This window comes from Ralstonia sp. VS2407, from assembly GCF_052950655.1.
The window spans coordinates 1-20,126 of the sequence record NZ_JBRFVG010000025.1 but is presented as its reverse complement, the minus strand read 5'-3'; the positions used below and the strand labels follow the sequence as shown (position 1 = coordinate 20,126).

The 20,126-nt window shown below is 63.4% G+C and carries 23 protein-coding genes and 1 tRNA gene; 18 read left to right on the top strand and 6 right to left on the bottom strand.

The window, feature by feature from the left end:
* Nucleotides 1–257 (bottom strand): hypothetical protein (locus tag ACU8YE_RS23440; RefSeq protein WP_446929741.1); only part of this gene is annotated, 257 nt, incomplete at its 3' end.
* 424 nt (nt 258–681) lie between these two features.
* Between ACU8YE_RS23440 and arsC the strand changes: the two genes are divergently transcribed.
* Nucleotides 682–1,032: an arsenate reductase (glutaredoxin) gene (gene arsC, locus ACU8YE_RS23435; RefSeq protein ID WP_260803940.1), complete on the top strand. Its 351-nt coding sequence runs from the start codon at nt 682–684 to the stop codon at nt 1,030–1,032.
* Between the two features lie 125 nt (nt 1,033–1,157).
* Here arsC and ACU8YE_RS23430 read toward each other — a convergent pair whose 3' ends face one another.
* The 3 genes from ACU8YE_RS23430 to ACU8YE_RS23420 all read right to left on the bottom strand — a co-directional run bounded on the left by ACU8YE_RS23430 (nt 1,158) and on the right by ACU8YE_RS23420 (nt 3,083).
* Entirely contained in the window at nt 1,158–1,424 is a 267-nt protein-coding gene (locus ACU8YE_RS23430; protein ID WP_313903712.1) for a hypothetical protein, read from the bottom strand.
* 274 nt (nt 1,425–1,698) lie between these two features.
* Nucleotides 1,699–2,430: an exonuclease gene (locus ACU8YE_RS23425; protein ID WP_446929740.1), complete on the bottom strand. Its 732-nt coding sequence runs from the start codon at nt 2,428–2,430 to the stop codon at nt 1,699–1,701.
* Nucleotides 2,427–3,083 (bottom strand): MBL fold metallo-hydrolase, encoded by a 657-nt coding sequence (locus ACU8YE_RS23420; RefSeq protein WP_232041346.1) that lies wholly within the window; start codon nt 3,081–3,083, stop codon nt 2,427–2,429. Before ACU8YE_RS23420 ends, ACU8YE_RS23425 begins: the two co-directional genes overlap by 4 nt.
* Before the next feature lie 201 nt (nt 3,084–3,284).
* Here ACU8YE_RS23420 and ACU8YE_RS23415 point away from each other — a divergent pair, with 201 nt between their 5' ends.
* Nucleotides 3,285–4,019 carry a septal ring lytic transglycosylase RlpA family protein gene (locus ACU8YE_RS23415; protein ID WP_232041345.1) on the top strand — a complete coding sequence of 245 codons (735 nt, stop codon included), beginning with the start codon at nt 3,285–3,287 and terminating at the stop codon, nt 4,017–4,019.
* Nucleotides 4,020–4,045: 26 nt separating this feature from the next.
* Here the strand turns inward: ACU8YE_RS23415 and rsmI are convergent, their stop codons facing one another.
* Nucleotides 4,046–4,948 (bottom strand): 16S rRNA (cytidine(1402)-2'-O)-methyltransferase, encoded by a 903-nt coding sequence (rsmI, locus tag ACU8YE_RS23410; RefSeq protein ID WP_232041344.1) that lies wholly within the window; start codon nt 4,946–4,948, stop codon nt 4,046–4,048.
* Between the two features lie 35 nt (nt 4,949–4,983).
* On the opposite strand from rsmI, the gene ACU8YE_RS23405 reads away from it, so the two are divergent.
* The 16 genes from ACU8YE_RS23405 to ACU8YE_RS23330 all read left to right on the top strand — a co-directional run bounded on the left by ACU8YE_RS23405 (nt 4,984) and on the right by ACU8YE_RS23330 (nt 18,624).
* Nucleotides 4,984–5,361: a YraN family protein gene (locus tag ACU8YE_RS23405; protein WP_232041343.1), complete on the top strand. Its 378-nt coding sequence runs from the start codon at nt 4,984–4,986 to the stop codon at nt 5,359–5,361.
* Nucleotides 5,362–5,401: 40 nt separating this feature from the next.
* The gene (locus ACU8YE_RS23400) at nt 5,402–6,220 is read left to right on the top strand and encodes a BON domain-containing protein (protein WP_232041342.1); all 819 of its coding nucleotides are present in this window, start codon (nt 5,402–5,404) and stop codon (nt 6,218–6,220) included.
* Nucleotides 6,221–6,353: 133 nt separating this feature from the next.
* Complete coding sequence (locus ACU8YE_RS23395; RefSeq protein ID WP_232041341.1) at nt 6,354–6,701, top strand: c-type cytochrome; 348 nt, start codon at nt 6,354–6,356, stop codon at nt 6,699–6,701.
* Complete coding sequence (locus ACU8YE_RS23390) at nt 6,698–7,990, top strand: NAD(P)/FAD-dependent oxidoreductase (protein WP_446929739.1); 1,293 nt, start codon at nt 6,698–6,700, stop codon at nt 7,988–7,990. The genes ACU8YE_RS23395 and ACU8YE_RS23390 overlap by 4 nt, the downstream gene beginning before the upstream one ends.
* A 122-nt stretch (nt 7,991–8,112) precedes the next feature.
* The gene (locus ACU8YE_RS23385) at nt 8,113–9,000 is read left to right on the top strand and encodes an EamA family transporter (protein ID WP_446929742.1); all 888 of its coding nucleotides are present in this window, start codon (nt 8,113–8,115) and stop codon (nt 8,998–9,000) included.
* Nucleotides 9,001–9,161: 161 nt separating this feature from the next.
* On the top strand, nt 9,162–9,509 hold the full coding sequence (locus tag ACU8YE_RS23380; protein WP_012436693.1) for a c-type cytochrome: 348 nt from the start codon (nt 9,162–9,164) through the stop codon (nt 9,507–9,509).
* 10 nt (nt 9,510–9,519) lie between these two features.
* A complete protein-coding gene (soxY, locus tag ACU8YE_RS23375) occupies nt 9,520–9,990 on the top strand; it encodes a thiosulfate oxidation carrier protein SoxY (RefSeq protein ID WP_232041338.1) in 471 nt (156 codons plus the stop codon).
* Nucleotides 9,991–10,006: 16 nt separating this feature from the next.
* The gene (soxZ, locus tag ACU8YE_RS23370; RefSeq protein ID WP_024977295.1) at nt 10,007–10,318 is read left to right on the top strand and encodes a thiosulfate oxidation carrier complex protein SoxZ; all 312 of its coding nucleotides are present in this window, start codon (nt 10,007–10,009) and stop codon (nt 10,316–10,318) included.
* Between the two features lie 16 nt (nt 10,319–10,334).
* Entirely contained in the window at nt 10,335–10,790 is a 456-nt protein-coding gene (locus ACU8YE_RS23365) for a DsrE family protein (RefSeq protein ID WP_232041337.1), read from the top strand.
* Between the two features lie 19 nt (nt 10,791–10,809).
* On the top strand, nt 10,810–11,631 hold the full coding sequence (gene soxA / locus ACU8YE_RS23360) for a sulfur oxidation c-type cytochrome SoxA (RefSeq protein WP_260772097.1): 822 nt from the start codon (nt 10,810–10,812) through the stop codon (nt 11,629–11,631).
* A gap of 17 nt (nt 11,632–11,648) precedes the next feature.
* Nucleotides 11,649–12,299 (top strand): sulfur oxidation c-type cytochrome SoxX, encoded by a 651-nt coding sequence (gene soxX, locus ACU8YE_RS23355; RefSeq protein WP_260803962.1) that lies wholly within the window; start codon nt 11,649–11,651, stop codon nt 12,297–12,299.
* A 4-nt stretch (nt 12,300–12,303) separates the two neighbouring features.
* Nucleotides 12,304–12,804 carry a TlpA family protein disulfide reductase gene (locus tag ACU8YE_RS23350; protein ID WP_446929738.1) on the top strand — a complete coding sequence of 167 codons (501 nt, stop codon included), beginning with the start codon at nt 12,304–12,306 and terminating at the stop codon, nt 12,802–12,804.
* On the top strand, nt 12,801–14,522 hold the full coding sequence (soxB, locus tag ACU8YE_RS23345; protein ID WP_446929737.1) for a thiosulfohydrolase SoxB: 1,722 nt from the start codon (nt 12,801–12,803) through the stop codon (nt 14,520–14,522). The genes ACU8YE_RS23350 and soxB overlap by 4 nt, the downstream gene beginning before the upstream one ends.
* Before the next feature lie 48 nt (nt 14,523–14,570).
* Nucleotides 14,571–14,646, top strand: a tRNA-Ala gene (locus tag ACU8YE_RS23340).
* Between the two features lie 205 nt (nt 14,647–14,851).
* Nucleotides 14,852–16,372 (top strand): SIR2 family protein, encoded by a 1,521-nt coding sequence (locus tag ACU8YE_RS23335; protein WP_446929736.1) that lies wholly within the window; start codon nt 14,852–14,854, stop codon nt 16,370–16,372.
* A complete protein-coding gene (locus tag ACU8YE_RS23330; protein WP_252692352.1) occupies nt 16,369–18,624 on the top strand; it encodes a hypothetical protein in 2,256 nt (751 codons plus the stop codon). Before ACU8YE_RS23335 ends, ACU8YE_RS23330 begins: the two co-directional genes overlap by 4 nt.
* Before the next feature lie 142 nt (nt 18,625–18,766).
* Here the strand turns inward: ACU8YE_RS23330 and ACU8YE_RS23325 are convergent, their stop codons facing one another.
* On the bottom strand, nt 18,767–19,240 hold the full coding sequence (locus tag ACU8YE_RS23325; RefSeq protein ID WP_446929735.1) for a hypothetical protein: 474 nt from the start codon (nt 19,238–19,240) through the stop codon (nt 18,767–18,769).
* Nucleotides 19,241–20,126: the final 886 nt, after the last annotated feature.

Genomic DNA, 20,126 nt, shown 5'->3' with positions numbered 1-20,126 from the left:
CTCCGCTCCTCCAGCTTCATCGCAAAGATCGCGCCTCGCTCCTCGGCGCTCAGGTGTTCGTAGCTTCGTCCCATGCAACACATCCTAGATAACGCGTTGCACTTGCTACTTGAAACTGCCAAGCAAAAGAAAGGCGCGCCCGAGATGGCGAAAGACTCCTTGGATTTGTGTCGCGGGGAGGGGAAGGAGCCAAACTCGCTGCGCTCAGACAAGGCTCCTTCCTTGATCCTCCCCGCAACAAAAATCCAAGGCGCCATCAAGGGCTCAACGTCAAAAGAGAAAGGCCAACCCATCGCGCGGTTGGCCTTTGTCGTTTGGGCCCGCACCCAGATGGTGTGTCTGTTGCCTTTGACTTTCCCTGCCCTAGATGGCGCCTTGAATTTCTGTTGCAGAGAGGAAAAAGGAAGGGAAACTGTCTGAGCGCAGCGAGTTTTTTCCCTTCCCCTCTCTGCGACATAAATTCAAGGGGAAGTTGCCATCTCGGGCGCGCCTTTCTTTGCTTACTTTCTTTGGCAAGACAAAGAAAGTGAGTCAGCCCCGGCAGGGGATGAAACAATGGATGCACCACAAAAAACAAAAAAGCACGAATCCCCCCAACACCAACAACGAAACCCCCACCCAACCGCCACCCCTTAAGATTGCGGCACACCCCATCAAGCCAGCACCAAAGCCCCAAAAGCCATGCAGATCTACCACAACCCCCGCTGCTCCAAATCCCGCACTGCGCTCGAACAAGCCCAATCCTTCGCGGCGAAAAACGGCGAACAACTCGACGTCATCGAATACCTGACCACGCCGCCCACGCTGGCCGACCTCAAGCAGCTCGCAGCGCAACTCGACACACCGCTGCGCAGCCTGATCCGCGAAAACGAAGACGAATACGCGCAGCTCAATCTGGCCGATGCGTCAGACGACGCGCTGCTCAAGGCCATCGCAGCCCACCCGAAGCTGCTGCAGCGCCCGGTGCTCGTTCGCAACGGTCGCGCCACCATCGGTCGCACGCCCGAAGCGCTTGAGGCGTTCCTGAAGTAACTCACCGCGCCACCCAAAGTTGAACGGCCTGCCGATTTCCATCGGACAGGCCGTTCAGGGGTGGCCGTATCTCGCTTTGCGCGAGGGCCGGGGCTGCGTCCGTCAAGACGCGCAAGGGCACCGGTTTATTCCAGGCCCATCCATCGGGCCATTTCTGACCCGAATCCAACTGCCAGCAGGGCAGCAAGCACCACTGCCAGCGCCGCCGCGGTCGAGACCATGGCGACTTTCATGACGTCTGCGTCGTGGTGCGCGTTGCTGTGCGTGTGATGCAGATGCTGCGCACGCATGCTCAACGGAACCGCCTTCGCAGAGGATTTGCGATGCCAATGCAAGCGCTCCGTCATCGCTCGCCAGTGTTGCGTGTCAAACGCGTCACGGGAAAATCGCATCGCGGTACCTCCCCGTTGTTGGCTGATAGCCGACGCCGGCACGCACCGGCGTCGGGGGCACGTGCGGCCCGAAAACGATACGGCAAGCAAATGGCGTATGCGAGTGGCTTTGCTTGTCGGCGCCGGGTGGCGCAGTCGTCTGGTCGCTCGCACAAGCCCAGCGTAGACGGGGGTTTGTGGCGCCGCAAGTTGCGTTGCGGCATGGTGCGCGCATCACGCGGGCAAGAGGCAAACCGCGTGCGGGTCTTCGCCAGATGCGTGATGTGTCCGGCGCTCAATCCTGAGCAGATTGGTGGGGCAATTGTGCGGCGGCGCGCTCGGCTTCGCGTTTGCGCAATTCGGCCAGCATGTTGCAGAAGAGGCCGCCTTGCTCTTTCGCGTCATCCAGCGCGATGTGCGTGTGCGGCAGCGGGTCGTGCCAGTGCTCGGGAAAGGCCGCTTTGACGTTGCGCCGATACGGCATGCCCGTGAGCGCAAAGGCCAGCGTCTTGATGTCGAGCGCCGCCCAGCCAAACGGAGAGCGCCCCGCAAAACGCATCATGTACCAGAACATGAACGTGAAATCGAAGCCCGCCGGAAACGCCACGAACACCGGCTTGCCCGGCAGACTCTCGACCCATTCCACGTAACGCGGCAGGGCTACCTCGGGTGCCTCCAGGTTGGCGCGGCATGCCGCCCACGCCTCCGGCTGCGTCTTCCACCATTGCATCTGGATCGGATGGCCTTCTGCGCCGGGCAGCGTTTCCAGGTTCGCTTCAAACGTGCCGACGAGCGTCTTGTCGGCCAGGTACGCTGCGCTGGCAAAGCTCAGCATCGAGTGCGGTCCGGGGATGGGGCCGTCGGCCTCGATGTCGGTGCTGACGTAGATTTCGGGCCGCGTGTCGGGCGGCTGGTTGCCGCGCTTGCGGCGGGGCTTGTCGGCCGGCGCAGCGGGCGCGGTGTCGGCGAAGGGGTCGTCGCTCTCGTTGGCGCTGTCCCTGGCGCTGTCGTTGGTGTTTGCGCTCATGCCGAGCCTTCGTTGGCAAACAGGCGATCGGCGACGTACGGGTTGCTCGCGCGCTCATCGCCAAAGGTCGAGACCGGCCCATGGCCCGGCACAAACGTGACGTCGTCGCCCAGCGGCCAGAGCTTCGTGCGGATCGCGTTGATCAGGTCTGCATGGTTGCCGCGCGGGAAATCCGTGCGGCCGATCGACCCCGCAAACAGCACATCGCCGACGATGGCGACGCGGTCTTCGGGGCTGAAGAACACCACGTGGCCGGGCGTGTGGCCAGGACAGTGGAACACCTGCAGCGTGCGGCCGGCGGCTTGCACGGTGTCGCCGTCTTCCAGCCAGCGGTCGGGCACGAATGCCTTGGCCGGCGGAAAACCAAAGCGCTGGCTCTGCATCGGCAGTTGATCGATCCAGAACGCCTCGTCCTTCTGCGGCCCTTCGATGGGCACACCAAGCTGCGTGCGCAGCGCATCGGCGGCGGCGCAGTGGTCGACGTGGCCATGCGTGAGCAGGATCTTTTCGATGCGTGCGCCGTGCTGCTGCGCGGCAGCCAGGATGCGTTCGATGTCGCCGCCCGGGTCGGTGACGGCGGCTGTGCCATCGTCGCCAATCAGCAGCGTGCAGTTCTGTTCAAACGGCGTAACGGGAACGACAACGACTTTCATGTGATTTTTTGTGCGCATTTGCACATGGCAGGGATAACCCGATTGTATCGGCCCGAGCGCGCGCCAGCACTGGGCTCGCGGGGTGCGCCGTTACATCAGAAAGAAAATATTACAAAATTGGTGCGAGATGACAGCATGATGTGATCGTTTTAATAGGAAATGTAAATAATCGATCGAAGCATGCATGTTAGACTCGCGCCCATGCTTAAGTTGACCCACCTCAATTCCAGCCATTCGGCCGGCCGCACGCTGCGTGCCTGGCTGACGCATGGCGCCGCGCTGCTGGTGCTGGCGGGCTGTGCCGCCGTTCCTGGCGAGCCGCCCGCGGGTGGGCAATCCGGCCTTCAGGCCAGCAAGCCCGCAGCGCCCACCTTGAAGGTGGCCGACCCGCGCGACAACCCCGATGCCTGGGGCACGCTGTCGTTCCGCGGCGCGCCGGATTCGAGCAGCCTGAAGCTCGACGAGAACACCGATACGAGCCCCGGCCTGCGCGCCGACCTCGGCACGTTTGAGCAGCGCGGCCTGGCCTCGTGGTACGGCCGCGGCTTCCACGGCCGCCGCACCGCCAGTGGCGAGCGCTTCGATATGAACGCCTTCACGGTGGCGCATCCGTCCCTGCCGCTGCAGAGCTGGGTGCTCGTGCGCAACCTCGCCAATGATCGTGTGGTCGTGGCCAAGGTGACGGATCGTGGCCCGTACTACGGCAAGCGCATCCTCGACATGTCGTACGCCGCTGCCAAGCGGCTCGACTTCGTCAAGCGCGGTTCAACGCAGGTGGAAATCCGCCGACTCTCGCGCGCTGAAGTTGAAGCGCTGCGCCCCGAGCTGACGCAAACGGACGTTGCCAGCAACGATGGCGATGCCGATGTGGGTGGCGATGAACCGGCACCGGTGAAGAAGAAAGCGGTCAAGCGTCGCGTCAGGCACCACCGCTGAGCCGCTGATTCGGCCGCCTTCCTGCCTCAGTCCTTCCTCTCGTTTTTCAACGCCAGCGCGCTTTGATATAGCGCGTCGACGGGCGCCCCCGTAATCGCTCCAGTCAGCTTGGCTGCGCGCTTGGCGGGCAGCTCGGCCAACAGCAGACGCAAGACCTGGTCCGCCGCCATGGCCGTCGGTGCCGCGTCTTGCGCGCCTGCGCCTTCCACCACCAATACGAATTCGCCCTTGCCATGCGACGCATCGGCGGCAAGCCATGCGGGTGCCTCCGCAGCAGGCAGCACGACGATCTGCTCGAACAGCTTGGTCAACTCGCGACCGATCAGGAGGCGTCGGGCGGGCAAGTGTTCTGCCAACGCGGCGAGCGTGGCCTCGATGCGATGCGGTGCCTCATACAGAACCCACGCCGGCCCGTGCGCCGCCCATTGACGGATGGCCGCGTCGCGTTGCCCGGCCTTGGGCGGGAGGAAGCCGACGAAGGTGAATTGCCCACCGGACGTGTCGAGCAGTTCCCCGGCGGCGGACAGCGCCGTCACCACGGCGCTGGCGCCCGGCAGCGGAATCACGCGCTGGCCTGCAGCGCGCACCGCCTCGACAATGCGCGAGCCCGGGTCCGACACGCCCGGCGTGCCCGCATCGGACACATAGGCGATGCGCTCGCCCTGTGCGAGGCGCGCGACGATGCGCGCAGCGGCCTCGCGCTCGTTGTGTTCGTGCGCCGCGAGCATCGGCCGCGACAGCCCCAGCCGATTGAGCAGTTGCCCGGTGTTGCGCGTGTCTTCGCAGGCCACCGCATCGACGATGCCCAGCACGTAACGCGCCCGCAGCGACACGTCGGCAGCGTTCCCGATGGGGGTGGCCACCACATATAATGCGCCGGCGGGATAGTGCTGGTCGTGCGCCAGCAGGGTCCAGTCAGGATCACTCACGAGAACTTCTCTCGGTTACTTGGTTCAAACCGCGAATGCATGCGCCGCAGCCCATCACAGCCGCCACCGGTGAAGCCGGTGAAGACCGCGCGCTGCGCTACTTGCAGGCACGCGGCTTGGCCGTGGTCAGCCGCAATTATCGCTGCAAGGGCGGTGAAATCGATCTGGTGATGCGCGATGCGGCCGGCGCCCTGGTATTCGTTGAGGTGCGTGCCCGCGTGGCGCGCTCCACGCAGCGCTTCGGCGGGGCGGCGGCGAGTGTCACGCCCGCCAAGCAGCGGCGCCTGATTGCCGCGGCTGAAGATTTTCTCGCGCGGCAGGTTGAAGATGTGCCGGCCTGCCGCTTTGACGTCATCGCCATCGACGGTGCGCGTATCGAATGGATGCGCGATGCCTTTGGTGCAGACGCCTAAACCTCGCTCTTCTTTCATCCGGACTTCATTCAAGGACAGCATGAAACTCTCGTCGCCTACGTTTGCCCGTTTCCGTCGCACGGTCACGCGCACCGCCGTGCTGGCCGCCCTGGCCGGCGTTACCGCCACGCAGTTGACCGCCTGCTTCCCGCTGTTTGCGGGCGCCGTGGCCGGCGGCGTGGCGCTTGCCACCGACCGCCGCCCGACCGCCACCCAGACCATCGACCGCGGCCTGCAGATGGAAGCCGAGAACACGCTGATCTCGCGCTACGACGGCCGTGCCCACGTGAACGTGACGGTCTACAACCGCAAGGTCCTGCTGACCGGCGAAGCCGGCACCGAGCAGACCAAGCAGGAGATCGGCCAATACGCGCAGAAGCTGCAGAACGCACGCGAGGTCGTCAACGAGCTCGTGGTGACGCCGGAGTCGAGCACATTCGGCTCGCGCACCAACGATACGTACATCACCACCAAGGTGAAGAGCGTGCTGGCCGGCACCGAAGGCGTGCCCTGGAACTCCATCAAGGTGACCACCGAAGCGCAGACCGTCTTCCTGATGGGCGTGGTGACCGAGGCCGAAGGCAACAAAGCCACCGAAGCCGTGCGCACCGTGAGCGGCGTGAACAAGGTCGTGAAGGTGTTCGACTATGTGAGCGAAGACGAGCGCAAGCGCCTGGACGCCAATGCCACGTCGACCAACCCGTCGACCGCGCCCGATGCGTCGCAAGGCACGCCGGCGCCGGCGCAGGGTACGCCAACGGCCACGCAGGCCCCGGCACCCGTCACATCGGCCTCGCCTGGCGTGACCGTGTCGCCGACCAACTCGCCCGCGCTGCCGCCGGGCAAGCAACTGCCGTAAGCCGTCTCGGCGACATCGCAATGCAAGAAACGCAGCCACCGCGCTGCGTTTTTTGTTGGCTGCGCGCATCACTGGGCACATGGCCGACGGTGCGTGTTAGCGTATGACGCTTCCGCGACTTCGCAGCCCCCCGATGCCCGTCGTCCACCGCCTTGCCGCCGCAGCGTTGCTTGCGGCGCTGCTCACGGCTCATGCGGCCCATGCGGCCGATCGCCCACCCTCCAACCTGCAGGCCCGCACCTGGGCCGCCACGTGCGCCAGCTGCCATCACGCCGATACGGCGCCTGGTGCCAAGTTGGCCGCGCAGACGCTGCAACCGCTGGCCGGTCGCTCGCAGGCCGAGCTGATCGACGCAATGCAGGCCTTCCGCAGCGGCACGCGCCCTTCCACGGTGATGGGCCAGATCGCCCGCGGTTATGACGATGCGCAGATCGCCGCCATTGCCGGCTGGCTGTCGCGCCAACCACAGGAGGCGCCATGAGTGAATGGCTGCGCAAGGATCGGCGCGCAATCTTGCGCGCGCTTGGGGCAACCGCGTTGGCCGGGCCGCTGGCCGCATGCGCATCGTTGTCGGGCGCGCGCAATGCGCGTGTGGTCGTAGTTGGGGGCGGCTATGGCGGCGCAACGGCGGCCAAGTACGTGCGCGTGTTTTCCGGTGGCCATGTCGACGTGACGCTGGTTGAGCCGAACGCCGCGTTCGTCTCGTGCCCGCTGTCGAACCTCGTGCTGTCGGGCAACCGTGACATGGCGTCGATCACCGTGCCGTATGACGCGCTGGTCGAGCGCCACGGCGTGCGGTGGGTGCGCGACCGCGCATCGGCCATCGACCTGGGAGCCAAGCAGGTGCGGCTGACCGGCGGCGGCACGCTCGACTACGACCGGCTGATTCTCTCGCCCGGTATCGACTTCGTGCCGGGCGCCATCCCGGGTCTCGCCAATGCGGCCACCGCCGCGCAAGCGCCGCATGCCTGGAAGGCCGGCATGCAGACATTGGCGCTGCGCCATCGGCTCGAAGCCATGCCCAACGGCGGCACGGTGGCGATCAGCATTCCGCTGGCGCCATACCGCTGCCCGCCCGCGCCGTACGAGCGCGCGTGCCTCATCGCCCATTGGCTGCAGCGCGCCAAGCCCGATTCGCGCGTGCTCATCCTCGATGCCAACGACGACGTCACCTCCAAGGGCGCGCTGTTCAAGCGCGTGTGGGCCGAGCGCTATCCGCAGCACATTGAATATCGCCCGCAATACAACGCCGTCGACATCGATGCCACGGGCCGCGTGCTCAAGTTCGATGTGCAGGACGACGTGCAGGCCGATGTCGTCAACCTGATCCCACCACAGCGCGCCGGGGCAATTGCCGTGCAGGCCGGGTTGGCGACGGCCAATGGGCGCTGGTGCGAAGTGGATTTCCTCTCGTTTGAATCGAAGGTGGCGCCGGGCGTGCATGTGATTGGCGATGCCATCCAGACCGCGCCGCTGATGCCCAAGTCGGGCCACATGGCCAACCAGCACGGCAAGGTGGCCGCTGCCGCCGTGGTGGCGATGCTGGCCGGGCACGCGCCCGATGCGTCGCCGCTGTATACGAACACCTGCTACAGCTTTGCCACGCCCGACGAGGCCATGCACGTGGCAACCGTCCACCGCTACGACGCGGCCGAGCACACCATGGTGACGGTGCCCGGCGCCGGTGGGCTCTCCGACGCACCTTCTGCGGCGGAGGGCAAGCTGGCGCAAGGCTGGAGCCGCGCCATCTGGTCGGACATGCTCGGTTAAGGAAGGTAAGGCCGCGGCGCCCGGTACAAACAATGCGCAAGATTGTGCAAGTCGCGTCAGCGGCCGGCGCCTACAGTGCGTCATGTGGCCGCACGGGCGGCCGTCTGAACCTTCCGCTCATCATGTCTCCCAAGGATCTGCTGCTGGCCCTGACCGTTGTGCTGGTGTGGGGCGTCAACTTTGTCGTCATCAAGGTGGGCCTGCACGGCGTGCCGCCCATGCTGCTGGGTGCGCTGCGCTTTGCGCTGGTCGCGTTCCCGGCCGTGCTGTTCGTGCCGCGCCCAAAGATCGCGCTCAAGTGGCTGGTGGCTTACGGCGCCACCATCAGCTTTGGGCAGTTCGCCTTCTTGTTTTCGGCCATGTACGTGGGCATGCCGGCGGGGCTGGCCTCGCTGGTGCTGCAATCGCAGGCGTTCTTTACGCTGACGATTGCCGCCATCGTGCTGCGCGAGCCGATCCGCTGGTTCCATCTGGCCGGCATGGCGGTGGCCGCGGGCGGGTTGGCCGTCATCGGCATGGCGGGTGGCGGCTCGGTCACGGGCATGACCACCGCCGGCTTCTTGCTGACGCTGTGCGCGGCGTTTTCGTGGGCCAGCGGCAACATCGTCACCAAGCGCGTCGGGCCGGTAAATGTGGTGAGCCTGGTGGTGTGGGGCGCGGCCATCCCGCCCGTTCCGTTCTTCCTGCTGTCTTACTGGCTGGAGGGGCCGGAGCAGATTGCGCATAGCCTGGCGAACATCAGTGCGTCGAGCATCGGGGCGATCGTCTACCTGTCCTTTGGTGCCACCATCTTCGGCTACAGCCTGTGGAGCCGCCTGCTGGCGCGCTATGCGGCCAGCCAGGTCGCGCCGCTCACGCTGCTGGTGCCGGTGGTGGGGCTGGTGTCGGCCGCCGTGCTGCTTGGCGAGCGCCTGGTGCCCGCCCAATGGCTGGGCGGCGCCGTGGTCATGGCCGGGCTGCTGCTCAACGTGTTTGGTGGCCGGCTGGCGGCACGGCGCGCGATGGCCTGATCGCTGCATCCCCGCTCAAACAAGCGCCCGGGCCCCAAGGTACCGGGCGTTTTGCTGTGGGCGCGACATAGGATTTGGCCCGTTTCGGGCACAATACCGGGTCCGATTCCCGCCATTTCGCCCGCACACGCATGCGGGCAGCCTCGTCTTCTGGAGACCACATGAAGTTCGCCCCCACGCTCGCCGCTGCGGCGGTGCTGGCCGGCCTGGCGCTGTCCGCCACGCCCGCGCTGGCTGCCGTTGATGCTGCCCGCGCCCTGTCCATCGCCAACCAGAACGCCTGCATGGGCTGCCACGCCGTCGACCGCAAGCTCGTCGGCCCGGCCTACCAGGACGTTGCCGCCAAATACAAGGGCGATGCCGGCGCACAAGCCAAGCTCATCAAGAAGGTGCGCGAAGGCGGCATGGGCAACTGGGGCCAGATCCCGATGCCGGCCAATCCCAAGATTGCCGATGCCGATCTGAAAACCGTGATCGACTGGGTGCTCGCGGGCGCCCCGGCCAAGTGAGGAACGCACGATGAATGACGCAATCAACCTGAGCCGCCGCGACGTGCTGCGCGCCGGCGCCATGATGGCGCTGCTGGTGTCTGCCGGCATTGCCACGCCGGCCCAGGCCGCCGAATGGAACAAGGCCGCCTTCGCCGTGAAGGGCGTGAACGAAGTGCTCAAGCAACTGGGCGGCGGCGCTGTCGACAAGGGCGGCGCCGGCATCCAGCTCACCGCACCGGACATTGCCGAGAACGGCGCCGTGGTGCCGCTGGTCGTGACGAGCACGCTGCCGGGAACCGACCTCATCGCCATCCTGGTCGAAAAGAACCCGAACACGCTGGCCGCCACGTTCGCCATTCCGGCCGGCACCGACCCGTTTGTCAGCACGCGCGTAAAGATGGGCGAGACCTCGCAGGTCTACGCCGCCGTGCGCGCCAACGGCAAATGGGTGCTCGCGAGCAAGGAAGTGAAGGTCACCCTTGGTGGCTGCGGCGGTTAAACATCAGGAGAACAACATGGCAGACCCGATGCGCATTCGCGCGATGGAAAACGGCGGCACGACCGACGTGAAGATCCTGATGAAGCACGACATGGAAACCGGCCAGCGCAAAGACGCGTCCGGCAAGGTCGTGCCGGCCTGGCACATCACCAACGTGACGGTGCTGCACAGCGGCAAGACGGTGCTCGACGCACAGTTCGGCCCGGCCGTGTCGAAGGATCCGTTCCTCAATTTCAAGTTCAAGGGCGGCGCCAAGGGCGACAAGGTGACGGTCACGTGGGTGGACAACCACGGCGACAAGCGCACCGACGAGACGTCGATCCAGTAAGCGCCAGGAGGCCCACATGCGACGCAGCTTCTTTCGTGTGACCGCCGCGCTGGCGGCCTTGGGTGTGGCTGGCAAGGCCGCTGCCCAGAACGCCCCGCGCGCTGGCGGCGCCGGTGCCCGCTACAAGGTCGTCTATCAGTTGAGCGAAGGCATCGACCAGGCCGTGCGCGCCATCGGCAACCTGCGCAACCACCTGAACGGCGCACCCGGCACGAAGATCGTGGTGGTGGCGTTCGGGCACGGCATTGAGTTTCTCGTTGAAGGCGCCAAGGATGCGCAGGGCCGCACCTTCGATGCGCCGGTGGCGGCGCTGGCCAGCATGGGCGTGGAGTTTCGCGTGTGCCACAACTCGCTGATGGCCTTCAAGGTGCCGGAAGACAAGCTGCTGCTCGAAGCCAAGGTGGTGCCGGCCGGCGTGGTGGAAATCACCCGCTTGCAGCAGGAAGAAGGTTTCGCCTATATCAAACCGTAGGCGACCCACGGAGGGGACCGTGAAACACAAGACATGGACGAAGTTGCTGGGCGTGGCCCTGGCCGGCGGATTGACGCTGGCCGCCAACGCCCAGGACACCAAGGACAGCACCGCCGCCGGCATCGCGCAGTACCGCGAGATGCTGGCCGACGGCAACCCGGCCGAACTCTGGGAAGCCGCCGGCGAAGAACTCTGGAAGAAGCCCGCCGGCCCCAAGCAGGCCTCGCTTGAAGCGTGCGACCTGGGCCTCGGCCCCGGCGTGGTGAAGGGCGCCTACGCCAAGCTGCCGCGCTTCTTCAAAGACACCGGCCGCGTGATGGACGCCGAACAGCGCCTCATGTATTGCCGCATGACGCTGCAGGGGCTGACCAAGGAAGAGGCATCAGCCCGCCCGTTCTCGTCGCCGGGCAAGGCGTCGGACATTGAACGGCTGATCGCGTACGTGGCTTCGGAATCGCGCGGCGCGGCCATCGACATTCCGCTCGCCCATCCCGAAGAAAAGCGCGTGTACGAACTCGGCCGCCGCATGTTCTTCTACCGTGGCGGCGCGTATGACTTTGCCTGCGCCACGTGCCATGCCCAGCCGGGTTTGCGCATCCGCCTGCAAGACCTGCCCGACCTGCTGACCGCCGACGGCGCGCGCTTTGCGTATTCCACGTGGCCGGGTTATCGCGTCTCGCAGGGCGAGGTACGCACGATGCAGCACCGCCTGTACGACTGCCTGCGCCAACAGCGCTTTCCGGAACCGCTTTACGGCAGCGAGGTGATCACCGCGCTGGAGATGTTCCTCGCCCGCAACGCCAACGGCGGCAAGATGGACGCGCCGTCCATCAAACGATGAGGCCGACCATGCCGCACATGATCCGACTGACCCTCATCGCCCTGGCCCTCGTTGCAGGCGCTGCCCATGCCGCCGATGCGGCACCCGCCAAGGCCGTCACCCCGCCCAAGCCCGATGCCAAGGCTGACGCAGCACTCGCCAAGGTCATCCACGAGAGCTTTGTCTCCAAGGGCCCGGCCACGGTGGAAGGCGTGACCGAGCGCGACGACGTGCAGAAGATCTGCAGCCAGTTTGCCGACCGCAACGCCGTGCCCGCTGCGGTGGCCAAGAAGCTGGAAGACGCACAGCTCAAGACCATCCATTACCCCGCAGACGACAAGTGGCTGGGCGACTGGAAGGCAGGCGAGAAGACCGCGCAGAGCGGCCGCGGCATGCAGTTCTCCGACCCGGCCGGCGGCGCGAACGGCGCCAATTGCTACGCGTGCCACCGCCTGTCGAAAGACGAGGTGTCGTACGGCACCATCGGCCCGTCGCTGTATCAGTACGGCAAGTTGCGCGGGGATTCCGAAGCGATCCTGCGCTACACGTGGGGCAAGATCTACAACTCCAACGCGTATGCGGCGTGCTCCAACATGCCGCGCTTCGGGCACAAGGGCATCCTGACCGAGCAGCAGATACGCGATGTGATGGCGCTGTTGTTCGATCCCGCATCGCCTGTGAACCAGTAACGCCATGCGTACGCTTCGACGGTTCCTGATGTGGGCAGCAGCGGCGATGGTGTTTGCCGCAAGCACCGCGCAGGCCGTCGAAGTGGGCGATGTGGTGGCGCTGCCCGACGTGCAGTTGCTCGACGGCACACGCGTGCCGGGCGATGCGTGGCGCGGGCACCCCGTCATCATCGCCACGTGGGCATCGTGGTGCCCGTTCTGCGCGCTGCAGAACCCGCGCCTGCAAAAGCTCTACGACGCCACGCGCGGCACCGACCTGCGCATCCTCACCATCAGCATCGACGCCAACCCGCAGCTCGCGAAGGATTACGTCGCCAAGCGCAACTTCACCTTGCCCGTAGCGAAGGAAACCGACGCGCTGTGCGCCGCCACCGGCCCGCGCAAGGGCCTGCCCGAACTGCTCGTGCTCGACGCCAAAGGCCGCGTAGTGCGCAAGGAAGTCGGCGAGATGCTCGAAGACGACGTAGCCGACCTGGCCCGCTACGCAAACAGCCCCAAACAATGAACCGCCGCGAATTCGTTCAAGCCCTGGCGATTGCCGCAGCCGCCGGCCTGCGCCTGACCGACGCCCACGCCGATACGTTCAGCTACGACGTGCCGCGCTTTGGCAACGTCCACCTGCTGCACTTCACCGACTGCCACGCGCAGTTGCTGCCCATCGAATACCGCGAGCCCAGCGTCAACCTGGGCGTGGCGCAATGGGCCGGGCAGCCGCCGCATCTGGTCGGGCACGCGCTGCTCAAGCGTTACGGCATTGCGCCGGGTTCGCGCGCTGCGCACGCCTTCACCGCGCTCGACTTTACCGAGGCCGCCCGCCGCTACGGCCGCATGGGCGGCTTCGCGCACTTGGCCACGCTCGTCAAGCGCCTGCGCGCTACGCGCCCCAATGCGCTGCTGCTGGACGGCGGCGACACCTGGCAGGGCTCCGCCACCGCGCTGTGGACCAACGGCCAAGACATGGTCGACGCGGCCCTTGCGCTGGGCGTGGACGTCATGACCCCGCACTGGGAGATGACCTACGGCGCCGACCGCGTGCGCCACGTGGTCGATCACGACTTCAAGAACAAGGTCGCTTTTGTTGCGCAGAACATCCAGACCGCCGACTTTGGTGATCCGGTGTTCGACCCGTACGTGCTGCGCGAGCTGAACGGCGTGCCGGTCGCCATCATCGGGCAGGCGTTTCCGTACACGCCCATCGCGCACCCGGCCGATTTCACGCCCGACTGGACGTTCGGCATTCAGGAAGAACGGCTGCAGAAGATGATTGACGAGGCGCGCGGCAAGGGCGCCAAGGTGGTCGTGCTGCTGTCCCACAACGGTATGGATGTGGACCTGAAGCTCGCCTCGCGCGTGCGCGGGTTGGACGCCATCCTGGGCGGCCACACGCACGACGCCGTGCCCGCGCCCGTCAAGGTCAGCAACCCGGGCGGCGTGACGCTCGTCACCAACGCAGGCGCCAACGGCAAGTTTGTCGGCGTGCTCGATCTGGATGTGCGCGGCGGCACCGTGCGCGACATCCGCTATACGTTGCTGCCCGTGTTTGCCGATCTGCTGCCGCCCGACCCGGCCATGACCGCGCTGATTGACCGCGTGCGTGCGCCGTACAAAGACAAGCTGGGCGAAACGCTGGCCACCAACCGCGGCCTGCTGTACCGGCGCGGCAACTTCAACGGCACGTTCGACCAGCTCATCGTTGATGGCCTGATGCACGCACAGGGCGCCGAGATTGCCTTCTCGCCCGGCTTCCGCTGGGGCACCACCCTGCTGCCCGGCGAGGCCCTGACCATGGAAGCGCTGATGGCCCAGACCGCCATCACCTACCCGGCCACCACGCTGACCGAGATGACGGGCGCCACCATCAAGACCGTGCTGGAAGACGTGGCCGACAACCTGTTCAACCCAGACCCGTACTACCAACAGGGCGGTGACATGGTGCGCACCGGCGGCCTGCGCTACACCATCGACCCCACCAAGCCGATGGGCCAGCGCATTACCGACATGCGCCTGGGGCCGGGAAGCGGCAAGCCCATCGACGCCGACCGCCGCTACAAAGTGGCCGGCTGGGCCGCCGTATCGCCCGAAGCCCGCAAGGCCGGTGGGCGCCCCGTGTGGGACGTGCTGGCCGACTGGCTGCGCGACCAGCGCGAAGTGACCGCCAGGCCGCTGAACACGCCGCGCATTGTGGGCATGGATAGCAATCCGGGCATGGAAAACGGGGGTTAAACCCCCGATTGAAAGGGCCCGGGGAGTTCGGGTAGACTCATTTTCCACGGGCCGATAGCTCAGCTGGGAGAGCGCCGCGTTCGCAATGCGGAGGTCGGGAGTTCGATCCTCCTTCGGTCCACCAAATACAACTTCAATAAATTCCAGAGGAAGCCGGAAACCCATATAAAACAATGGTTTCCGGCTTTTTTTTGTCCGAGGTTGTCCGGCGCGTTTGTTCTCCTCTGGGCCGGTGGTCTCAGGCACTCCCATTGAGAGCACTGTTAATCCTGTCGCACTGAATGATGAGCGTCATGGGGCCCCATCACTGTTAGAGCTGAGACGTACGAATGACGGCGAACGGCGCGTATAAGCTGAACCAAATTATTCAAGACGCCGCAAAGCACGGCGAGCTTGTCATCTTCGTCGGTGCAGGCGCATCCATGCTGTGTGGCAGTCCTGACTGGCGCGGCTTTGCGAACCAAGTGGTAAATGCGCTGGCGAAGGCTAGCAAGCTCACCTTTCTTGAAGCAGAGCAACTGCGAGGGCTGGGAGATGCGCGACGCACCTTGTCAATTGCATTGACTCTCGCGAAAGAGCATGGAGTATTCATTGATTACGACAAAATCCTTCACCCGCCAAAACCTGACGCGGCTGGCGCTGAACTATACGAACTCCTTTCTAGCTTCCGACCAGTTTTCGTAACCACCAACTACGACAAATGGCTCGATGATGCAGGACTTGACGAACTTGCTACAGAGCCAGCGACGGAAAGTGAATCAACTCCGGTGGAAGGGCCAAAAAGACGGCCCAAGTATTATCTTCGCGAACACCTGACCCCTGACCGGCTGACGGAGCGAGGCGCTGTAATCCATCTTCACGGCTCCTACTTGGAACCAAGCTCGATGGTGGTGTCCCTGAAGGATTACATCTCCCACTACGCAGACGAGAGAGTGCAATCGTTTCTCTCGGACATGTTCCGGAACTACACAGTATTGTTTGTTGGGTATGGCCTCGCCGAGCTCGAAGTGCTGGACCACATTGTTCGCTCGAACGAATCGCTGACAAAGGGAGCGGCGAAAGAGCGCCACTTCCTTCTGTACGCTCATCGCACGACCGAGTCAGTGCAGACCGAATTCATGACGCACTTTTTCCGGGACCAGTGCGGCGTGCAAGTCATTCCGTACTGCATCGATTCGAAAGGCTATCAGGAACTGGTCGAAGTCTTTAAGGCTTGGAGCACAGAGCTAGATGTCCGCGACCCCACCATTCTGGATCTTCAGGCTCGTCTAGACAGATGCGTTACGAAGCCAACTCCAGATAACCGGGGGGCTGCGATGCGTCTTGTACAAAAGCATCCCGAACTTGCGGCCTATCTCATTAATTCGTTGAAGGAGGTCGCGTGGTTCAACGACCTGGACGCCGCCGGATACTTCAACGCTGAACATAGCCCTGGCGTGAGGGTCGTTGAGACTGATCACGGCACGATGTACCAAGCCGATGGATGGCCGGCATTGCGCTACCTAGAGGTCATTGCAGGACTGGTCTCTGGTGAGTACGCCGCGCGCGTGGCTGACATTGTCCGCAGCGTTTCTGCCGATGCACAAATCCGAGGATTGGATAACTGGAGAACCTGGTGGTCCTTAGCAACTATCTTGTCTCAGTTGCCGCTTGAGGTAATTACCGAATCCGACATCACTATGACGCGGTCTTGGTTGACCGGAAAATTTGACACCAACATGGTGGGGATGGACCTGGGCCAAAAGCTCCTGCCGCGCCTTCTGGATAGTTCTCAGCCCGACCATTGGGGGCTCGCACTATTGTTGGCTGATGCGCTGCTGACGCTGAAACTCCCGGAGGAAAAGGCATGACGGACAAGACTGGAGTCCTCGACAGTTTCCACCTGGGTGAGGTGCTTAAAGGGGCAGCGCGCAAGCTTGGTGAGCGGTGCGGACCGGCAGCCGTTGAAATGCTCTCGCGGCGCTTTGCTGACTGTATCGGCCACCCTGACGAAGACCGGTATTCTTATCTATGGCGGTCTGCAATTGAAGAGCACACGCAGGATGCTCATAAAGATAGCTTCCGGACGGTGCTGGTCGACGCAATCCGGGACGCAACGCTCGGAGCACTGAGCACCAACCGGGCCGAATCCCTCAAGGCGGTTAGGGGTCTCCTTGAGTCGCCGTACCCGACGCTAGTACGTATCGGCATCTACGCGTGCGGCGAGGACTATGGCCACACCGGAGTACTTTTCTGGGAGTCTGCCAAGCCCGACTGGTTTCTCAATCTCGCCTATTGGCATGAACTCTTCTGGCTCATTAAGAAAGCCTTCACCAGGTTTTCGACCTCCGAAAGGTCTCAATATCTGGCCATAGTGGACAACGTCCAAGGCGACTGGAGCGACCCATCACGACAGCAGGAGTGGGATGAATCTCATCGCCGTGACCTACTGCATCCGGCGTATGGCTTGGGAGACCCGGAGGTCGATAAAAAATACTCGGCATTGGTAGAACGTTGGGGCCCTGTTCGAGAACATCCGGACTTTCATTCATACACAACAAGTGGCTGGGTGGGCGACCACAGCCCTGTCGAGTCCGACGCGCTGGTTGGAATGTCGAATGACGAGCTGCTGAAGCTGCTCCGAGAGTTTGTGCCGGAAGGCCGCATGTTAGAAGGCCCAACATATCGCGGTCTCGCGTCGGCGCTGTCAGAGGCTGTACGGGCTAGCGAGGATGGATTTGCAAGCCGAATCCCGCTGTTTACGGATGTAGGGCGGCCCTACCAACACGGTCTATTGAGGGGATTGATAGAACGACTGACTAATGACAAACGGCAGATAGATTGGGCTGCTACGTTGTCTCTTGTGCAGTCCATCACCTCCTCTCCGTCGTTCAAGATCGATATGGATGCCGAGCAACCGGAAGCGTGGGAGCCTTCGGTGAAATGGGTTCTAGGGGATATTGCAGACCTCATTAAGGCCGCATCCAACAAAGAGCGTCGAGTCGCTCCGGGGCTACGCAATCAGTGCGTTGAAATTCTCAAAACGGTTTTGGCCTCCACCAGCCCAAAAGAGGCAGGCGATTCAAGCGATGCGGTTTCGCAAGCGATAAATTCACCGCGAGGCCGCGCCTTGGAAGCGCTCATTCTTACTGCACTTGCGATGCGGCGCGACGAAGCCGCACATGGGCAAGCGTCAGGAGCGATCTGGGCAAAGATCGAACCGTTGTTTGATGCTGAACTCGTGAGCAGCAATGCCGGTCGGAATGCCGAATTTGCCACGCTGTGCGGGATATATTGCGCGAACTTGCACTACCTGAACCCGGTCTGGACGACAAAGAACTTTGATCGCCTGTTTTCGATTTCAAGCGATACGGCATGGCGTTGTACAGCACAAGGATTCGCGTATCAGCATTATCTATACGACTGGCTGTTCGCGAAACTCGTTGATGGGGGCCATTTAAGAAGGATGGTCTACACGGAGGGACTACCTGATCAAGTCGCTGACCGGGCGCTCCAGTTTTTGGGGCTCGCCTATCTGGAAAGCAAAGATGAATTCAATGATGGCGGCTTGCTTACAGAACTCATCACCAACTTGAAGGTCAAGGAGCTATCGAAGCTGTGCTGGTTCTTCTGGACAATGAGATCGAAGGACGGCGCTTCCCAATATTCGTCGAAGGTATTGGCGTTCTGGAAAAGGATCGCTGAACAAATCACACAGAGTGGAACGACAGCACCCGACCTTCAGTCAGCGCTCAACCAGTTGGCTCCGTTCATCGATGACCTCACGCAGCCCCTGGCCGAAGTTTGGGCCGCCGCCGCAGCGCATGCTCATGTCAAATATAACGGTCCCGTCCTAGTTGAGAACTTGGCAAGATTGGCGGACAGAAATCCGCAAGAAGTTGCGGCCGTTTTCCGAGCAGCTCTCTCTAGCTTCGTACCAGATTTTCCCCCACAGGATGTAATTCGATGCGTTACCAAATTGGCCGATGCGGGATGGCATGACGACGCTGAGCAGATATGCAACATCTATTCGAAACGCGGCTCCCAGTTACTGAAGGAGACGTATCACGAGCTGCGTGAGCGACAACGTGCGCTGGACGCTGATAAGCCAAGCTCTAGCTGACCTCCTGGTACGCCCAGAGAGTTTCGCTCTTCGGGAACCAAGTTATCCGGTCAGTTTGCCAAGCAGTGCCCAACAAAAAGCCCGCGAGCCTCTCAGCGTCGCGGGCTTTCCCACATCTAGGCCACCATCAGCAGCCCCTCACTCACTCCCCAGCCACCTCCTCCACCGTCTTCCGCGGCCCCCGACTAAAACGCGCTGACAACGTCCGTCGCGCCGATTCCAACCCTTCGCCCTTACCCGCCACCTTCAGGTACGTGTAACCCTCCAGCGCGGCCGTCATCAGGTCACTGCCCATCGCCAGTTGCGAATCCTGCATCCGTTCCAGCAACTTCTCCACGCGGGCGAGGCGAGGGCGCAGGGTGTCGAAGCCCACCAGGTCACGTCGCATTTCCTGCAGGTTGAAATTGGCAGGAAGCACGCTGGGGTTGTTGCTCAGCAGCTCCACGGCCTGGCGGCAGAACGCTTCGGATTTGTCGCCCATCTTCATGAGCGTGCTGCGCTGCTCGACTGACAGGCCGATCAGGCCGACGAGCTTCTCTTCCAGCGTCTTCAGCGCACCGTCAATGGCGGTCAGGTCGGTGGCGCTGGGTTGAAACGAGATCAAGTTCTGAGACATTGCGTTCCTTCTAAAGCGGATATCAACGTCATGCCGATCGGCACAACCCGGTGAGGGTGGCTACCGCTGCGGCGTATCGCAATGCTGTACACAACATTTGACGGAAACCGCTCGCACATGGGGCGGGCAAGCCCGCGCACGCCGTTCGAGTGTTGGAGCGTGAAGCGCGACCCTCAGAGAGTCGAATTCGACGCTTTGACACTGACGCCCGACCCTCAAACAGTGAAACGCCAGTGTTTGACGCTCGCGTTCGACTCTCTCAGGGTGAAGCGCCACTGTTTGTGGCTGGAGCGAGACCTTCCGACCGTCGCTGCCGGCGAATCAAGAATCCAACTTTTGGCGCCGGCCGCATCGCTATAATTCACGCGCTGCCGCACCAACGGCAGCCGGGTCTGGCGATTCGACATACTCACAACGAGCGTCCGCTTGGCGGATACGCTCGCGCACACTCGCGCATGCCTCCTATGGCGGGCCGGGTGGGGAGACCTTCGGGTCTGCCGGTTGCCGTGAGTACCGGTTCGCCAGCCCCGCCGTCAGGCCCGCCACCTTCGTCTGGCGACGAGAAGGCGGACCTCCAATCAATACTCACGGAGGCTCCTATGCCTATTGCAGACGAGACGCGACCCGCGTCGTACCCATCTCCACCAGCACCACCACCGAGCCCGGCGCCCACGTCGTCCGACGCAGGCACGCTCACCAAAAACCGTACCTACCTGAACGGCGCAATCGCAGCGCAGGCGTATCTCAAGCGCACTCGCACTGAATCGCCCCGCTGCCAGTAGACACCTGTGAGCCTCAAACTAGAGGTTAGACAGGAGTTGCGATGAGTGCGCAGAGATACACCGAAGAATTCAAGGTCGAGGCGGTCAATCAGGTCTTGGACAGA

Excerpts from the sequence above, each read along its gene's own strand:
- ACU8YE_RS23380 (WP_012436693.1), top strand. The coding sequence starts at position 9,162 with ATGAAGTTCGCCCCCACGCTCGCCGCTGCGGCGGTGCTGGCCGGCCTG.
- ACU8YE_RS23325 (WP_446929735.1), bottom strand. The coding sequence starts at position 19,240 with ATGTCTCAGAACTTGATCTCGTTTCAACCCAGCGCCACCGACCTGACC.
- ACU8YE_RS23415 (WP_232041345.1), top strand. The coding sequence starts at position 3,285 with ATGCTTAAGTTGACCCACCTCAATTCCAGCCATTCGGCCGGCCGCACG.
- ACU8YE_RS23425 (WP_446929740.1), bottom strand. The coding sequence starts at position 2,430 with ATGAGCGCAAACACCAACGACAGCGCCAGGGACAGCGCCAACGAGAGC.
- ACU8YE_RS23350 (WP_446929738.1), top strand. The coding sequence starts at position 12,304 with ATGCGTACGCTTCGACGGTTCCTGATGTGGGCAGCAGCGGCGATGGTG.
- soxX (WP_260803962.1), top strand. The coding sequence starts at position 11,649 with ATGATCCGACTGACCCTCATCGCCCTGGCCCTCGTTGCAGGCGCTGCC.
- ACU8YE_RS23405 (WP_232041343.1), top strand. The coding sequence starts at position 4,984 with ATGCATGCGCCGCAGCCCATCACAGCCGCCACCGGTGAAGCCGGTGAA.
- ACU8YE_RS23330 (WP_252692352.1), top strand. The coding sequence starts at position 16,369 with ATGACGGACAAGACTGGAGTCCTCGACAGTTTCCACCTGGGTGAGGTG.
- ACU8YE_RS23335 (WP_446929736.1), top strand. The coding sequence starts at position 14,852 with ATGACGGCGAACGGCGCGTATAAGCTGAACCAAATTATTCAAGACGCC.
- ACU8YE_RS23365 (WP_232041337.1), top strand. The coding sequence starts at position 10,335 with ATGCGACGCAGCTTCTTTCGTGTGACCGCCGCGCTGGCGGCCTTGGGT.
- soxB (WP_446929737.1), top strand. The coding sequence starts at position 12,801 with ATGAACCGCCGCGAATTCGTTCAAGCCCTGGCGATTGCCGCAGCCGCC.
- arsC (WP_260803940.1), top strand. The coding sequence starts at position 682 with ATGCAGATCTACCACAACCCCCGCTGCTCCAAATCCCGCACTGCGCTC.
- ACU8YE_RS23430 (WP_313903712.1), bottom strand. The coding sequence starts at position 1,424 with ATGCGATTTTCCCGTGACGCGTTTGACACGCAACACTGGCGAGCGATG.
- ACU8YE_RS23400 (WP_232041342.1), top strand. The coding sequence starts at position 5,402 with ATGAAACTCTCGTCGCCTACGTTTGCCCGTTTCCGTCGCACGGTCACG.
- ACU8YE_RS23390 (WP_446929739.1), top strand. The coding sequence starts at position 6,698 with ATGAGTGAATGGCTGCGCAAGGATCGGCGCGCAATCTTGCGCGCGCTT.
- soxY (WP_232041338.1), top strand. The coding sequence starts at position 9,520 with ATGAATGACGCAATCAACCTGAGCCGCCGCGACGTGCTGCGCGCCGGC.
- soxZ (WP_024977295.1), top strand. The coding sequence starts at position 10,007 with ATGGCAGACCCGATGCGCATTCGCGCGATGGAAAACGGCGGCACGACC.
- ACU8YE_RS23395 (WP_232041341.1), top strand. The coding sequence starts at position 6,354 with ATGCCCGTCGTCCACCGCCTTGCCGCCGCAGCGTTGCTTGCGGCGCTG.
- ACU8YE_RS23420 (WP_232041346.1), bottom strand. The coding sequence starts at position 3,083 with ATGAAAGTCGTTGTCGTTCCCGTTACGCCGTTTGAACAGAACTGCACG.
- ACU8YE_RS23385 (WP_446929742.1), top strand. The coding sequence starts at position 8,113 with ATGTCTCCCAAGGATCTGCTGCTGGCCCTGACCGTTGTGCTGGTGTGG.